Annotated in this window: 13 protein-coding genes; 9 read left to right on the top strand and 4 right to left on the bottom strand. The window is 38.8% G+C overall.

Features of this window, described 5'->3' with window-relative positions; genetic code table 11:
- Positions 1-3: 3 nt before the first annotated feature.
- The 3 genes from ACE2AL_RS07710 to trmJ all read right to left on the bottom strand — a co-directional run bounded on the left by ACE2AL_RS07710 (position 4) and on the right by trmJ (position 2,691).
- Positions 4-1,218 carry an IscS subfamily cysteine desulfurase gene (locus tag ACE2AL_RS07710; protein ID WP_225819018.1) on the bottom strand — a complete coding sequence of 405 codons (1,215 nt, stop codon included), beginning with the start codon at positions 1,216-1,218 and terminating at the stop codon, positions 4-6.
- A 124-nt stretch (positions 1,219-1,342) separates the two neighbouring features.
- A complete protein-coding gene (gene iscR / locus ACE2AL_RS07705) occupies positions 1,343-1,840 on the bottom strand; it encodes a Fe-S cluster assembly transcriptional regulator IscR (RefSeq protein WP_206082465.1) in 498 nt (165 codons plus the stop codon).
- 119 nt (positions 1,841-1,959) lie between these two features.
- Entirely contained in the window at positions 1,960-2,691 is a 732-nt protein-coding gene (trmJ, locus tag ACE2AL_RS07700) for a tRNA (cytosine(32)/uridine(32)-2'-O)-methyltransferase TrmJ (RefSeq protein WP_206082466.1), read from the bottom strand.
- A 123-nt stretch (positions 2,692-2,814) separates the two neighbouring features.
- Here trmJ and suhB point away from each other — a divergent pair, with 123 nt between their 5' ends.
- The gene (gene suhB / locus ACE2AL_RS07695) at positions 2,815-3,618 is read left to right on the top strand and encodes an inositol-1-monophosphatase (protein WP_206082467.1); all 804 of its coding nucleotides are present in this window, start codon (positions 2,815-2,817) and stop codon (positions 3,616-3,618) included.
- Between the two features lie 51 nt (positions 3,619-3,669).
- Here suhB and ACE2AL_RS07690 read toward each other — a convergent pair whose 3' ends face one another.
- Entirely contained in the window at positions 3,670-4,686 is a 1,017-nt protein-coding gene (locus ACE2AL_RS07690; RefSeq protein ID WP_241016771.1) for a zinc-binding alcohol dehydrogenase family protein, read from the bottom strand.
- A 142-nt stretch (positions 4,687-4,828) separates the two neighbouring features.
- Between ACE2AL_RS07690 and ACE2AL_RS07685 the strand changes: the two genes are divergently transcribed.
- From ACE2AL_RS07685 to ACE2AL_RS07650, 8 genes are all read left to right on the top strand, one after another.
- Positions 4,829-5,734, top strand: coding sequence for a GntR family transcriptional regulator (locus ACE2AL_RS07685; RefSeq protein ID WP_206082469.1), 906 nt, complete (start codon positions 4,829-4,831; stop codon positions 5,732-5,734).
- A gap of 387 nt (positions 5,735-6,121) precedes the next feature.
- Complete coding sequence (locus tag ACE2AL_RS07680) at positions 6,122-7,543, top strand: tagaturonate reductase (RefSeq protein ID WP_375084302.1); 1,422 nt, start codon at positions 6,122-6,124, stop codon at positions 7,541-7,543.
- A gap of 46 nt (positions 7,544-7,589) precedes the next feature.
- Entirely contained in the window at positions 7,590-8,594 is a 1,005-nt protein-coding gene (locus tag ACE2AL_RS07675) for a C4-dicarboxylate TRAP transporter substrate-binding protein (RefSeq protein WP_206082471.1), read from the top strand.
- 77 nt (positions 8,595-8,671) lie between these two features.
- Complete coding sequence (locus ACE2AL_RS07670) at positions 8,672-9,151, top strand: TRAP transporter small permease (RefSeq protein WP_206082472.1); 480 nt, start codon at positions 8,672-8,674, stop codon at positions 9,149-9,151.
- On the top strand, positions 9,142-10,419 hold the full coding sequence (locus ACE2AL_RS07665) for a TRAP transporter large permease (protein ID WP_206082473.1): 1,278 nt from the start codon (positions 9,142-9,144) through the stop codon (positions 10,417-10,419). Before ACE2AL_RS07670 ends, ACE2AL_RS07665 begins: the two co-directional genes overlap by 10 nt.
- Before the next feature lie 459 nt (positions 10,420-10,878).
- Complete coding sequence (locus tag ACE2AL_RS07660; RefSeq protein WP_206082474.1) at positions 10,879-11,472, top strand: fimbrial protein; 594 nt, start codon at positions 10,879-10,881, stop codon at positions 11,470-11,472.
- A 47-nt stretch (positions 11,473-11,519) separates the two neighbouring features.
- Entirely contained in the window at positions 11,520-12,212 is a 693-nt protein-coding gene (locus ACE2AL_RS07655) for a molecular chaperone (RefSeq protein WP_206082475.1), read from the top strand.
- A 14-nt stretch (positions 12,213-12,226) separates the two neighbouring features.
- Entirely contained in the window at positions 12,227-14,737 is a 2,511-nt protein-coding gene (locus tag ACE2AL_RS07650; protein WP_206082476.1) for a fimbria/pilus outer membrane usher protein, read from the top strand.
- Positions 14,738-14,740: the final 3 nt, after the last annotated feature.

Raw genomic sequence — 14,740 nt, 5'->3', positions numbered from 1 at the left:
TGATTAATGGTGAGACCATTCGATGCTGTTAAGATCTACGCCGTCTTTAAACATTTCCCATAAAGGAGACAGCTCGCGTAAGTGGCCAATTGCGCCATGAATCATTTTGATTGCATAGTCAATTTCTTCTTCTGTCGTGAAACGACCTAAAGAGAAACGGATTGAGCTGTGTGCTAGCTCATCATTCATCCCTAAAGCGCGCAGTACATAAGAAGGTTCTAAGCTTGCAGAAGTACATGCAGAGCCTGAAGATACAGCCAAATCTTTTAATGACATCATCAGTGATTCACCTTCAACATAGTTGAAGCTGACGTTCAGAATGTGCGGCGCACCGTGTTCCAAATCACCATTGAGGTAAACTTCTTCGATATCTTTAATGCCATTCCACAGACGTAAACGCAGGCCACGCAGACGTTCAGATTCCGCTGCCATTTCTTCTTTAGCGATACGGTAAGCTTCACCCATGCCCACGATTTGATGTACAGGTAATGTCCCTGAACGCATACCGCGCTCATGACCGCCACCGTGTTGTTGTGCTTCAAGGCGAATACGCGGTTTACGGCGAACATACAGCGCACCGATACCCATAGGGCCATACAATTTGTGTGCAGAGAATGACATTAAATCCACTTTTAACGCACTTAAGTCGATAGGTAATTTACCCACGCTTTGTGTTGCATCCACGTGGAAAACGATGCCTTTGCTACGGCATAATTCACCGATAGCCTCGATATCCTGAACCACACCGATTTCGTTGTTCACATGCATGATAGAAATCAGAATGGTTTCTTCGCGAATAGCGTCAATTAGGTCTTGCATCGCAATTAAGCCATTGCTTTGTGGTGACAAATAGGTCACTTCAAAGCCTTCACGTTCTAATTGGCGACAAGTGTCTAAAACGGCTTTATGTTCCGTTTTACAGGTAATAATGTGGTTGCCTTTCTTTTTATAGAAATTCGCTGCGCCTTTAATGGCTAAGTTATCAGACTCCGTTGCGCCTGACGTAAAGACGATTTCACGCGGGTCAGCACCCACTAATTCAGCGATTTGGTTGCGTGCAATATCAACCGCCTCTTCGGCTTGCCAGCCAAAGCGATGAGAACGGGATGCAGGGTTACCGAAGTTCCCATCCATTGTTAAGCATTGCATCATTTTTTCAGCCACACGCGGGTCAACCGGTGTTGTTGCTGAATAATCAAGATAGATTGGTAATTTCATTGCTCACATACTCCAAAGGACAAGCTAACTTGCCTTTAATTTTCTAAAGACACCGATGGCGGAACTTAGCTCTTCGTCTAGGCACTCACTACTCGGTATCGACTGCAATTTTTAATATAATATTTTAAGCACGTACATTGATAATGGATTCAGGCGTGATGCCGTTTGGCATACTTTTACGTTGTTCATTATCTTGTCTATCAGCCACAACCATCACTTCTTGATTTTTCACGAGCTCATCAAGACTGATGCTGCTAAGGAAACTGGTGATTCTGTCACTTAAGTCACGCCATAATGCATGCGTTAAACAGCGGTCGCCGTTTTGACAACCTTCTTTATTACCTTGGCAACGGGTTGCATCAACCGATTCATCAACCGCAGCGATTACCTCAGCAACAAAAATTTGGTCAGCGTCTCTACCAAGCAAATAACCACCGCCCGGACCGCGAACGCTAGAAACTAGCTCGTTTTTACGTAAACGAGAGAAAAGTTGCTCAAGATAAGAGAGGGAAATTCCCTGACGTTCAGAAATATCAGCTAAAGGTACTGGACCAGACTGAGAGTGTAACGCGACATCTAACATCGCAGTTACTGCGTAACGTCCTTTGGAAGTGAGTCTCATAACATATTACTCCGTGGTAAAATATGGCTGAATTGTGACATTCCTGAGTAATTTAGTCAACTATTTACCTGACTATTTTACTCAAGTATTATTCACTGACTTTCACCACGGATTTCGCCTCACTTTTTCGCCCATTTTTCCATCGACGTTAAGATACCGCGCAGAATGTGTAGCTCTTGGGTTTCAATGTGCGCACGAGTAAATAAACGACGTAACTTATTCATAATTAAGCCTGGATGCGCTTTGCGAATAAAGCCCGATTCATTTAATACGCTTTCAAGGTGCACATAAAAACGTTCAACATCTTCAGAGGGGGGATATTCTACCTCATCATCATTTGAGGTCACGGGATTTTTTTCATCCATGGCTAAATACGCCATACGGATCTCATAACTGACCAATTGTACCGCCATAGCAAGGTTTAAAGAACCATACTCAGGGTTAGTTGGGATATACAAGTGATACTGGCATTTTTGCAATTCTTCGTTGGTCAAACCAACACGTTCACGACCAAAAACAATCGCGACTGGCGATTCTTTTGATTGCTCAACAGATTTTACACCACATTCCCGTGGCTCAACCATCGGCCAAGACAACGTCCGCGAACGTGCGCTGGTGCCAATCACCAACTTACATCCTTCAAGGGCTTCATCTAACGTTTTGACGATGGTCGCGTTACCAATAACATCGCTCGCCCCTGCAGAAAGTGCGATTGAATGCGAGTCAGGTTCAACAAGAGGATTGACGAGGTACAGATTTGAAAGCCCCATGGTTTTCATTGCACGGGCGGTGGAACCCATATTGCCTGTGTGTGAGGTCTCAACAAGAACGATACGAATATTTTCTAGCATGGTTTATACGTTTAATGAAAAAATTATCGGCATAGCTTAACACAAAATTGCTTATTGTGACGAACATCTATATACTTCTGCTCTCAAGTTTTTTGTTCTTTAACATTCCAGTGGAAAAAGCCCATGCATCCGATGCTTAACATCGCCATACGTGCCGCACGTAAGGCCGGTAATCACATAGCTAAAAACTATGAAATGCCTAGCAATATTAAAGTCACTCAGAAAGGAACGAACGATTTCGTTACTAACGTTGACCAAGAATCTGAGCAATTAATTATTGAAATCATCCGTAAGTCTTATCCAGACCACACAATTATCACTGAAGAAAGTGGTGAATTATTAGGTAAAGATGATGATGTTCAATGGGTAATCGATCCACTGGATGGCACTACCAACTTCACAAAACGTCTCCCTCACTTCTCTGTTTCTATCGCTGTACGCGTTAAAGGCCGTACTGAAGTTGCTGTGGTTTACGATCCAATGCGCAATGAATTATTCAGTGCCGTCCGTGGACAAGGCGCGCAATTGAACGGTTACCGCGTCCGTATTGATGAGAAACGTGACCTTGACGGTGCTATCGTTGCAACAGGCTTCCCATTCAAACAAAAACAACACGCACCTGTATTTATGAACATCATGACAGCGATGTTTGATAAATGTGCGGATTTCCGTCGTACAGGTTCTGCAGCATTAGACTTATGCTATGTGGCTGCTGGACGTGTCGATGCGTATTTTGAAATCGGTTTAAAACCATGGGATTTTTTAGGCGGCGAGCTCATCATGCGTGAAGCTGGTGGGATTATGACTGACTTTATCGGTGGCCATAACTATTTAGCTTCTGGTAACTTAGTTGCAGGTAGCCCACGCGTTGTTCGCGATATGCTGTCCATCATGAAAGATGAATTATCTGAAGCGTTAAAACGTTAATTTCTCTTTTCGTTAAAGCCCACTTCATATGTGGGCTTTTTTGTGGCCATTTTAAAATAAAATAACACCTTTGATTAAGTCACGATTATTGATAACATCTTGCTCATAACGCTCGCCAATGGAATCAAAATCAAACTGGTGAGTAAGCATCATTTCACTTGATATTTTACCTTCAGCCATCAGTCTAGCAACTTTATTAAAGTCTTCAGGGGTCGCATTACGACTGCCCATCATTGTGGTTTCTTTTTTATGAAAATCAGGATCAGAGAATGAAAGGTTGCCTTTGAATAACCCCACAAAAATAACTTGCCCACCATGACGAATTAAATTAACGGTATTATTCATCGCATGCGGGTTACCCGTGGCATCAATCAATTTTTCGGCTAACATCCCGCCAAAATAGGCTTCAATGACGGCCAGATAGTCCTCAGAAGCAGGATCACAGGTTTTTACACCTAATACTTTTTCAACATGTTGGCGTCTTGCCAAGCTAGTATCAGCAACAAGAACATTTGCTCCATCTGCTTTTGCAATAGCTGCAACGCCAAGACCAATAGGCCCCGCACCGACTACAAGAATGGCATCATTTGGTTTAATTTGTGCTCGTCTCACCGCGTGGGCACTAATAGCGAAAGGTTCAATTAACGCCCCATCGATATCAGACACGCTGTCTTCAATGGCTAATATATTTTTTTCAGGGACATTCAGATATTCACAAAACCCACCATCTTCGTGCACACCAATCACTGAAATTTTTTCACAACAATTGGTTTTCCCGCTTTTACATGCACCACATTCATAGCATGCCACATAAGGCATTACAGCAACACGCTGCCCCACTTTCCATTGTTTTACATCATCAGCAACTGCACAAATAGTCCCCGAAATTTCATGCCCTAAGACACGTGGGTACTGAAAAAAGGGCTGATTCCCTCCCCACGCATGAATATCTGTTCCACAAATTCCTACCGCATGTATCTTTATTTTGACTCGCCCAGCCTTAACAACAGGTTCTTCCACTTGCTGGTAAACTAATTTTTTTGGTTCCTGACAAATCAATTGCTTCATATCACCCTCCATCAATTAATCCGTCTTTTTTAATTTAAAAAACATAAATTAGGTATTAAACAACTAATTTTTGTGATTAAATGTTTTCAAATCGGTATTAAATCGGTTTTTTAAACATAAAAATCATAGAGGGATACTGAAGATGGTAAGAAGTAAAAACTTACGTTACAGTTCAATTAATGAATTCCTAGACGCTATTCATAAAAATCTACTGTCTTCGCCATTTCCTTCACAATCATCTTTAGCTGAGATGTTTAATATCAGTCGTACGACGGTAAGACATACGATAGAATATTTACTAGAAAAGAAAATCATTGAAAAACAAGGGAGTGAATATCATGTTTCCCGATACCCTAACAAAAATGATTTCTTCCCCGTTGAGTCTAGCCTCCCCGATCAACAAATCGTTTTATTCGAAAAAGCCTTTTATCAAATGATAAAAGAAAAGGAATTGATGCCAGGTGACACATTTACTGAACTTCAATTAGCTAAAAAAAGCCATGTGAATTCCAGTGTAGTACGTGAGTTTTTAGTTGAGTTTTCACGTTATGGTCTGATTAAAAACACCCATCGCGGCAACTGGCACATGATGAAATTTTCCCGCGAGTATGCAGAAAAACTATTTGAATTCAGAGAATTACTTGAAACCAATGCACTAACACACTTTTTAAACTTACCCGCGGATGACCACCGCTGGATTTTAGCGAAAGAGTTACTTTTAAAACATCGCGCACTGAGGGAAACCGTCACAATCAATTACCGGGACTTCTCTCAACTTGACTATGAATTACACAGTTTAATTTTATCAGGTGCTAATAACCCTTTCTTTAATCAGTCACTTGAAATAATTACTGTTATTTTCCACTTCCAATATCAGTGGGATGAATCAGACCTAAAAGAGCGAAATGTGCTTGCAATTGAAGAACATATGACCATTCTCAGTGCACTAATTAGTCGTAATGACCTTGTGGCAATGAATGAGCTTCGCCACCATTTAGATACCGCTAAACGAACCATGATCAATTCTATTCAACAAACTTACGAGTAAATCGAACCATAAATAATTTGTTATATCACCATAGGGAAACAATTGATTTTTCTCATCTACTCTTATTTTCATTATTTTGTTTTTATCTGGATTTTTCCTTAAAAAAACCAAATAAACTATAAATAACATTTTAAAAACAAAGCGAAATAAAGAAAAATCAATTTAATATCAATCAATTAAACAAACAACTCCAATCAACTTTAAATTAAAAACTGTTTTTTACTCATAAAAAACAGATTAAAAGCATGAAAAAGCCATTTAATCCACAAAATTGATGCAATTAATAGTGCCTTTCTCTAAATACTTCTAGTCTGAGTCCACACCAGAACACATATACGCATAATAACTAGAGGAATGGCTATGAATTATTACCTGAACCGAAAGTCAATGGTGACAAAACAATACCCTGAAAAAATTCTTCAATTTGGGGAAGGTAATTTTTTACGTGCATTTATTGATTGGATGGTTGACCAACTTAATGAAAAAACAGATTTCAATAGCGGCATTACACTTGTGAGGCCCATTGACTCTGCTCACCCATCAATCAATAAACAAGATGGCCTATACACTGCCATCACCAGGGGACTTAACGAACAACAGCAACAAGTTGCTGATATTAGAATTATAAATTCAGTTAATAGAGAAATACTTATTTATTCTGAATATGATGAATTTATAAAATGTGCAGAAAATCCTGAACTGCAATGGATATTTTCTAACACCACTGAAGCTGGCATTGTGTATCATCATGATGTCTGTTTTGAAGAAAAACCAGCAAAGAGCTTCCCAGGCAAATTGACCCAGTTTTTGTTCCATCGTTACCAATATTTTAAAGGGGATAAAGATAAAGGTTTATTTATTATACCTTGTGAACTCATTGATTATAATGGTGAAAAGCTTAAAGAATTTGTTCTTCAACATGCACAAGATTGGGATCTGCCAGATGAGTTTGTTACTTGGCTAAATGAACACAATACCTTTTGCTCCACATTAGTGGATAGAATAGTCACTGGTTACCCAAAAAACGAAATTAAAAAATTAGAAAGCGAATTAGGCTACAAAGACGATTTTCTCGTTACTGCTGAATATTTTTATCTATTCGTCATACAAGGTCCAAAGATCTTAGAGGAAAAATTGAAGCTGAATTCTCTTCCATTAAATATCAAAATTGTTGATGACATTAAACCCTATAAAGAACGTAAGGTTGCTATTCTTAATGGTGCTCACACCTCAATGGTGCCTGTTGCTTACTTAGCTGGCATAAAAACCGTCAGAGAGGTGACTTCCAACCCAACCTTTTTGGCCTATGTTAATGAGCTTATCACTCATGAAGTTATCCCTGTTTTATCCCAACAACCCTCTGAGTTAAATCAGTTTGCTGCAGATGTTATTGATCGCTTTAATAATCCCTACATTGAGCATGAATTACTTTCCATTTCCCTTAATTCGCTCACTAAATTTAAAACGCGGTTATTACCCCAGTTAATTTCGTATTCTCAACAACGTAATGCTATCCCCTATTGTATTTCATTTTCACTTGCAGCTTTAATTGTCTTTTATCGTGGCAAATTCAACCATCTGACTATTCCATTGAAGGATGATGAATATTTACTGGAACGATTTAAGGTTTGGGACGAACTCTATGATACCGATATTACGCAGCTCACTTACAATGTGCTCGCCATGTCAGATTTATGGGAAATAGATCTCAATCAAATTGATTCGTTAACTGAGGATATCGCCTTAAAGGTTACACATATTTTACGCAGTGGCACTCAAGCAATACTTGAAGCACGATACACCAAATAAACAATAACTATTTAAAACAATAAGTCCCCCTACAGGAGATACACTTATGAAACTGAGCACATTAAACGGGAAGAATATTCTAGGCTTAACACTCAGCGCCATGTTTTTAATGGGCAGTATGGCAGGAACCGCTTTTGCAGAAGCAAAGTATAAGCTTAAAGTCGCTTACGAAAATAACCCTGGAGAACCTTTTGATCTCGCTATTCATGAATGGGCAAAAAAATTCAATGAAAAAACCAATGGTGAAGGTGAACTTATTCCTTACCCAAGCTCACAATTAGGTTCGAAAAAAGATGTCATTGAGCAGATGAAATTAGGTAGTCCACTTATCACTCTCGCCGATGGTGCTTTCTTTTCAGATTATGTTCCTGACTACGGCATCATGTTCGGCCCATATCTAGGCCTGTCATATAAGGATATTTTTAAATTAAATGCCTCTCCTTGGTATAGCTCGCTGGAACAGCAGCTAGACAAAAAAGGGTTGCATGTTGTTTCTAAAGATTGGTTGTATGGGTCTCGTCATATTTTAGCAAATAAAATGGTGCAAACTCCAGATGATCTAAAAGGTCTAAAAATTCGCGTACCGAACAACAAAATCCAAATTAAAGGATTAGAAGCAATGGGAGCTACACCGACACCATTGCCATTAGCTGAAGTTTATACTGCACTTAATCTTAAAATTATTGATGGTGCAGAGAATCCAATTCCTGTGTTATACGGTCAAAAACACCATGAAGCAGCGAAATACTTAATTTTAACTGGCCACGTTGAAAACGTTACTAACTTAGTTATGGGTAGCAAAACATATAATAAATTACCTGAAAATATCCAACTCGCCTTGGTTGAATCGGGGAATGAAGCTGGTCAATACCTCACCGAATTAGTCCTGAAAGAAGAAAAAGAAATTATTGAGAAAATGAAAAGTGAAGGTGTCACTGTTGTTGAAGTTGACCGTACCCTTTTCAAAGAAAAATCAAAACCATTCTATAACGAATTCCCTGAATGGTCTGCGAATTTATATCAACAAACACAAGATATTATTAATAACTAACCATCTATATTGGCGGTTAAACCGCCAATATTTTTAAATTAATAAATGGTTATTTATGACTTTCGCAAGGATCTTTTATGTTTAAATTTCTAGGGAAACTAAGTGATATTGTTTCATCGTTAGCTGTCGCTGCGATTGTCATTATCACAATTCTTGCTGTATTCATGCGCTGGCTGCTGAATGACCCGCTAATGTGGAGTGAAGAGGTTCTCATCATTTGCTACATATGGTTAGTCATGATCGGCGCTGCTTCAGCTGCTGGAAAAAGGATGCATGTTAGCATTGATGCAATTACATCTCTTTTTCCTCAAAAAATACAATTATCTATCGCTGTAATAACGCATATTATGGCCATCGTTGCGTTATCTATTTTTGGCTACCTTGGCTATGAACTCTCTCTAATCGCCGAAGATAAGATCACTCCAATAATCGGCGTTTCTTATTATTACATCGACCTCTCCGTTCCTATTGGTGCATCCATTATGGTGTTATTTTCCGTTCAGCATTTATTGGAAGATATGAGCAAACTGATTAAAGGGGATAAACCATGTCAGTAGTTATCGCCTGTATTGTCTTAATTTTTTGTTTTTTAATTAATGTTCCAATTTTCTTAAGTGTATTAATCGCGTTATTAACATATTTCTTTTCCGCTGGGGATATTTCGCCACTCATCGCTGTACAGCGTATTATTGGTGCTGGTGAGAACGTTACTTTACTCGCAATCCCATTTTTTATTTTGCTAGGTAACTTGTTAAATTACACTGGAATAACAAGCCGAATGTTGAAGTTTACTGGCACATTATCTGGCCACTATCCTGGCGGTTTGGCGCAATCAAACGTTTTGCTCAGCACGATGATGGGCGGGCTTTCTGCATCTAACCTTGCGGACTGCGCTATGCTGTCTAAAATGTTAGTGCCAGAAATGACCAAATTAGGCTATGGAAAAAGCTTTTCTGCCGCAGTGACCGCGGCTGGCTCACTTATTACCCCAATTATCCCCCCAGGGATTGCCCTAATTATTTATGGTTTTGTTGCCGATGTTTCTATTGGTAAAATGTTTATGGCTGCCATTATTCCTGGCTTAATGTGTTGTGTCGCATTAATGGTTGCAATTTATCTTATTGCTAAAAAACGAGGTTATAAACCTGCTCGTGATAAAGCACCGACTTTTGCTGAAGTTTATCAAACAGGTAAAGGGGCAATGTCTGCCTTTTTATTAGTATTAGTCATTATCGGTGGCATTCGATTTGGCATTTTCACCCCAACCGAAGCGGGTGCTATCGCAGTATTATACGTCATCATTATTGGCACGTTCTTTTATCGTGAAATGAAATTAAAAGATATTGCAGCTTCATTCTTAGAAACTGCCCGTTCAACCGCAAGTATTATGCTAATTATCATGACTTGCTCTGCTTTAGCATGGGTGTTAACTAACGAGCAAGTCGCACAAGATGTCGCCAGAATGATGACGAGCTTCTCTGATAATCCTTACGTATTTTTAATGATTGTTAATGCCGTTTTATTAATTTTAGGGATGTTTATTGAAGGGAATGCCGCCATTATTGTGCTTGTTCCATTATTAATGCCTACTGTTAAACTATTGGGAATTGACCCTATTCACTTTGGGATCGTCATGATACTCAATCTCGCAATTGGTTGTTTAACACCACCAATGGGCACAGTCATGTTTGTTGCAACTTCAATTACAGGTGTACGCATTGCCGACTTTATCCGTGAAGTTATGCCACTCTTCTTTGCCTTAATTGTGGTTTTATTATTAGTTACATTCATGCCATTCTTCACCACATTTTTACCTAGTTTATAATTTACAACGCCTCTAAAATGGTAGCTAGATATAATTCTAGCCACCATTTTTTACATTTATAATTTTTATAGATTAATTAAAATCAAAATAATCAAAATTATTAATTTCAAAGTAACACAATTACACTATTTAAAAATTTCGTGAATTTATTTTAAACTTAGCTCTTAACTCCCTAAAAAAACAATCACGCTAATGACAAAAACATCTGAAACATTCACATTAATATCTTAATATTCATAAAAAACACTTATTGAGTGTATTTTTTAATCTAAAATTAAAAATACATTTTCATTATTTTCATTAATATACAAAAGACGGCAATCTCATTTTTTTATTTTTTAAATTTATATTTGAAAAATATAAGAACTATATCTAGCATGAAATAAGGCAGCTAATTATTAACAGGCGGCCATTCAAAGTTATATAACTTTATTCTACTTGACCTTAATGGGGTTAACTATGTCTAGATATATACTACCTCTGTCTTTACTTTCTTTATCTGTTGTATCAGGTTCAGCACTCGCAGTAACAAACAGCCCTGGAGGTATTATTTCAATCTCAGGCGCTATAAGTGATACTACCTGTACTATTAATGGTGGTAATAGTGCTGATATGTCTATTGCCTTAGATCCAATTATTGCAACTGACGCTGGAACAACGGCAAATACAGTAATAACCAAAAACCAAAAGACATTTGCATTAACATTTTCGAATTGTGCTCAAGTTGGAGGGGGTACGCCTACTGGTACGTTAAAACTGCACTTTTCTTCCAGTAATATCTCGCCTTCTGGTCTATATCTGGTGAATACCACCGTGAATGAAAACGACCCAACGGTTGCTCGTAATGTGGGTTTTAGCTTGTCACAAACCACATCGCCAACTGTTGCTATCCCGTTAAATACAACATTTGATACTGCCCTAACCGCAGCAAATACAACTGGAGCAACAGGTGCAACATTAAACCTTATTGCAAGTTATTATAAAACGAATACAACCGCAGCCCAAGTTGGTGCTTTGCAATCTAACGTCATTTACACTGTTTCCTACTTATAAATAGCGTCTAAGCCAGGCTTTTATTAGCCTGGCTTTACAGGGATATTATGATGAAAAAAGCACTCCTATTATTCGTTATTTTATTTTCCAATAATTTATTTGCCAATGTCATTATTACGGGAACTCGAATTATCTATCCTTCAGATGCTGAGAGTATGGCAGTACAATTATCAAACAATAGTAAAACAGCTTCTCTTGTTCAGTCATGGATTGATAGTGGAGATGAAAATTCGACCCCTGAGAATTCAGATGCACCCTTTTATCTCTCGCCACCTATTGTAAAAATAGAAGGCTCACAAGGACAGCAACTTAAAATAAAAAAAATAGATAAAACTCTACCTAACCATATTGAAAGTGTATTTTATTTAAATGTACTGGATATTCCTAAAACACCCGATACTGCTAAAGGTAAAAATACGATTCAGTTAGCCACGCGATCTCGAATAAAAATTTTTTATCGTCCTGTGGAATTAACCGAATCACCTGACGATGTTATTAATAAAATTAATTACCAATTAAACAATAACACCCTATTAATAAAAAATAACTCGCAATATCACTTTACGGTTGCTGCATTGACAACAACCAATGATAAAAAAAACTCACTGATTGATTCAGGAATGATATCTCCAATGTCTTCTCTTGAGTTTCCGTTAAAACAGGTATTAAAAAATCGTGACCTTGTTTTAGTTTATGTCGATGATTATGGCGTTTTCAAATCTCACAATATTAAACTTTAAAAGAAGATATCATCGTGAAAAAAGAAAACTATCTCTATTTCCTAATTTTATTAGGACTGCAAAGCTGTCTCAAAAACGCGGTAGCAGATGAATTTGAGACATCCCTATTAGTCGGTAAATCCGCACAGGGTGATATTTCACGATTTTATACGGACAGTAAAATTCCTTCAGGAAAACAACTAGCAGATCTTTATGTAAATAATAACTGGAAAGGCCAATTTGAAATTGAGATTGATCATGACGGTAAAGTCATCAGCCTTTCCTCTAACGATGTTAAAAAGTTAAATTTAAACTTATCGCCAAGTGTGATTGAAAAAATTCAACAGCAAGATGTTATCCCTATTGATTCTTTAGTGCCAAATGTTCATTACAAATTCAATATTAATGAATTACGACTCGACATGACGGTGCCCCAAGTGGCATTAAAACAATCTGAGGCCAACTATGTCGACCCAAGCTTATGGAACTATGGTGAACCTGCAATTATTTTTTCTTATAATACAAATTATTACAGCTATAAAGAAAAGAAAAATGCCAAAACCAGTAGCGATAATTTTTATGCAACACTCAATTCGGGTGTCAATTTAGGGGCGTGGCAATTTAGGGATGAATCAAGTTATCGCAACAGTTCCCATGGTTCATCAAAATGGAAAAATAATACGCGTTATGCCTATCGTCCCATTAGCCAAATAAAATCAGGGGTTAAAATCGGTGATTTTTACACCCCTGCGGCGCTATTTAACAGCCTGCGTATTCGTGGGATTGCGCTGGCGACCGAAATGGGGATGTATCCCAACTCGAGCCAAAATTTTGTTCCTATCATTCGCGGCGTGGCTCAGACCAACGCATTGGTCAGCGTCTATCAAAATAATAACTTAGTTTACCAAGAAAACGTCCCACCGGGTGAGTTCTCCTTTAACGACCTTCAACCCAGCGCAGGCGGGGGGGATTTATTTGTCGTTGTACAAGAGGCGGATGGCCGCAAAGAAACCTTCACCGTCCCCTATTCTGCGGTTCCTGATATGCTTAAAGAAGGCATTTATACCTACAACCTTCTTGCTGGAAAAACAAACATTGAAAGCACACACTACCAGCCTAATTTTACACAAGGTGAAATACACTACGGCCTGAATAACCTCGTCACTCTCTATGCAGGTATGTTGTTCAGTGAGAAATATTATTCCGGCGTTGTGGGGAGTGGTTGGAACTTCAGTTTTGGTGCTATTTCCGCTGATGTGACACACGCAAATGCAAAACTAGACGCTGGCTCTCAGAGTGGGCAAAGTTATCGACTGACTTACAGCAAATACATTAATTCAACCTCAACCAATTTAACGTTGGCGTCTTACCGTTACTCAACGAGCGGTTATTATAGCTTTATGGATACTATCTACGCCCAAGATAACTATCGCGCGTGGAAATCTTATCAAGATGACCTTTCCCAACAACTGGGGAATGATGCACCTTCCGACTTATCATTAACCAATTTTGATGCCCTGCGCGGGTCTCGTGCAAAAAATACCTTTACGTTGAATTTGAATCAACAACTCGCCGATGGTTACGGCTCGGTCTTTGTTTCTGGCACCCATCGCGATTATTGGAATACCCATGGCAGCAGCCGTGAATACCAAGCGGGCTATGCCAATAACTACAATGATGTGTCCTACAGTGTATCGGTTTCTCGTATTCGTAATTATGATAATAAAGAAGAAACACGGGTGTATGCGAATGTCAGCGTGCCATTCTCTTTGTTTGAAAAACGCGCCAATATTAATCTCGGCAGTTACTTTACCGATTCACATTACCAACAAACAGCGTTGAGCGTTAGCGGCATTGCGGGTAAAAATGATCAAGTCAATTACACAGTGACAGCGACCAACCAAAGTGGCGGGAATAATTTAGTGGGGGCAAATGCCAGCTATCAACTGCCATCGACGACCCTGTCAGGTTCATATACTGAAGCCAATAACTACCGCCAAGCGGGTTTAGGGGCCAGAGGAACGGTGGTCGCCATTCCTGAACATATCGTTTTTTCAGGAGAAACAGGCCAAACCTACACCATTATCGAAGCGCCGTTGGCTAATAACATGATGGTCAATTCAGATAAAACCACCCTCACCAATCAGCAAGGTGTCGTATTGGTTGCGAATTCAACACCTTATCGAACAAATACCTATACCCTTTCTGATACTGACAAAACATCAGGCGCAGAAGTCCTTGGCAATATGGCTAATGTGAGCCCGTATCAAGGTGCCGTGAATTATATCAAACTCGAAACAGACACGCGTCAAACTTACATATTTAGAGCCTCACTGGCCAATGGGGAAAGTCTGCCATTTGGTACTGAGGTAAATAATGAACAAAAACAAAATATTGGTTATGTGGGGCAATCTGGAGTGATCTACATTAAGAGCGATCAATGGCCTTCCATTTTGTACATCAAGCTCAATTCTAAGGAAAAATCAGAGTGCGTAATTAAAGACCCCGTTAATACCATGGATAAAAACCATAATTTTTGTCGATAAAGG

Source organism: Providencia xihuensis, assembly GCF_041953405.1.
Taxonomy (GTDB): domain Bacteria; phylum Pseudomonadota; class Gammaproteobacteria; order Enterobacterales; family Enterobacteriaceae; genus Providencia; species Providencia vermicola.
This window is presented reverse-complemented; position numbering and strand designations above follow the sequence as displayed.

Bases quoted from the DNA above. Each gene is read 5' to 3' on its own strand.
- ACE2AL_RS07685 (WP_206082469.1), top strand. From the start codon at position 4,829: ATGGTAAGAAGTAAAAACTTACGTTACAGTTCAATTAATGAATTCCTA.
- ACE2AL_RS07655 (WP_206082475.1), top strand. From the start codon at position 11,520: ATGATGAAAAAAGCACTCCTATTATTCGTTATTTTATTTTCCAATAAT.
- ACE2AL_RS07680 (WP_375084302.1), top strand. From the start codon at position 6,122: ATGGTGACAAAACAATACCCTGAAAAAATTCTTCAATTTGGGGAAGGT.
- ACE2AL_RS07665 (WP_206082473.1), top strand. From the start codon at position 9,142: ATGTCAGTAGTTATCGCCTGTATTGTCTTAATTTTTTGTTTTTTAATT.
- iscR (WP_206082465.1), bottom strand. From the start codon at position 1,840: ATGAGACTCACTTCCAAAGGACGTTACGCAGTAACTGCGATGTTAGAT.
- ACE2AL_RS07660 (WP_206082474.1), top strand. From the start codon at position 10,879: ATGTCTAGATATATACTACCTCTGTCTTTACTTTCTTTATCTGTTGTA.
- ACE2AL_RS07670 (WP_206082472.1), top strand. From the start codon at position 8,672: ATGTTTAAATTTCTAGGGAAACTAAGTGATATTGTTTCATCGTTAGCT.
- ACE2AL_RS07710 (WP_225819018.1), bottom strand. From the start codon at position 1,218: ATGAAATTACCAATCTATCTTGATTATTCAGCAACAACACCGGTTGAC.
- trmJ (WP_206082466.1), bottom strand. From the start codon at position 2,691: ATGCTAGAAAATATTCGTATCGTTCTTGTTGAGACCTCACACACAGGC.
- ACE2AL_RS07690 (WP_241016771.1), bottom strand. From the start codon at position 4,686: ATGAAGCAATTGATTTGTCAGGAACCAAAAAAATTAGTTTACCAGCAA.
- ACE2AL_RS07675 (WP_206082471.1), top strand. From the start codon at position 7,590: ATGAAACTGAGCACATTAAACGGGAAGAATATTCTAGGCTTAACACTC.
- suhB (WP_206082467.1), top strand. From the start codon at position 2,815: ATGCATCCGATGCTTAACATCGCCATACGTGCCGCACGTAAGGCCGGT.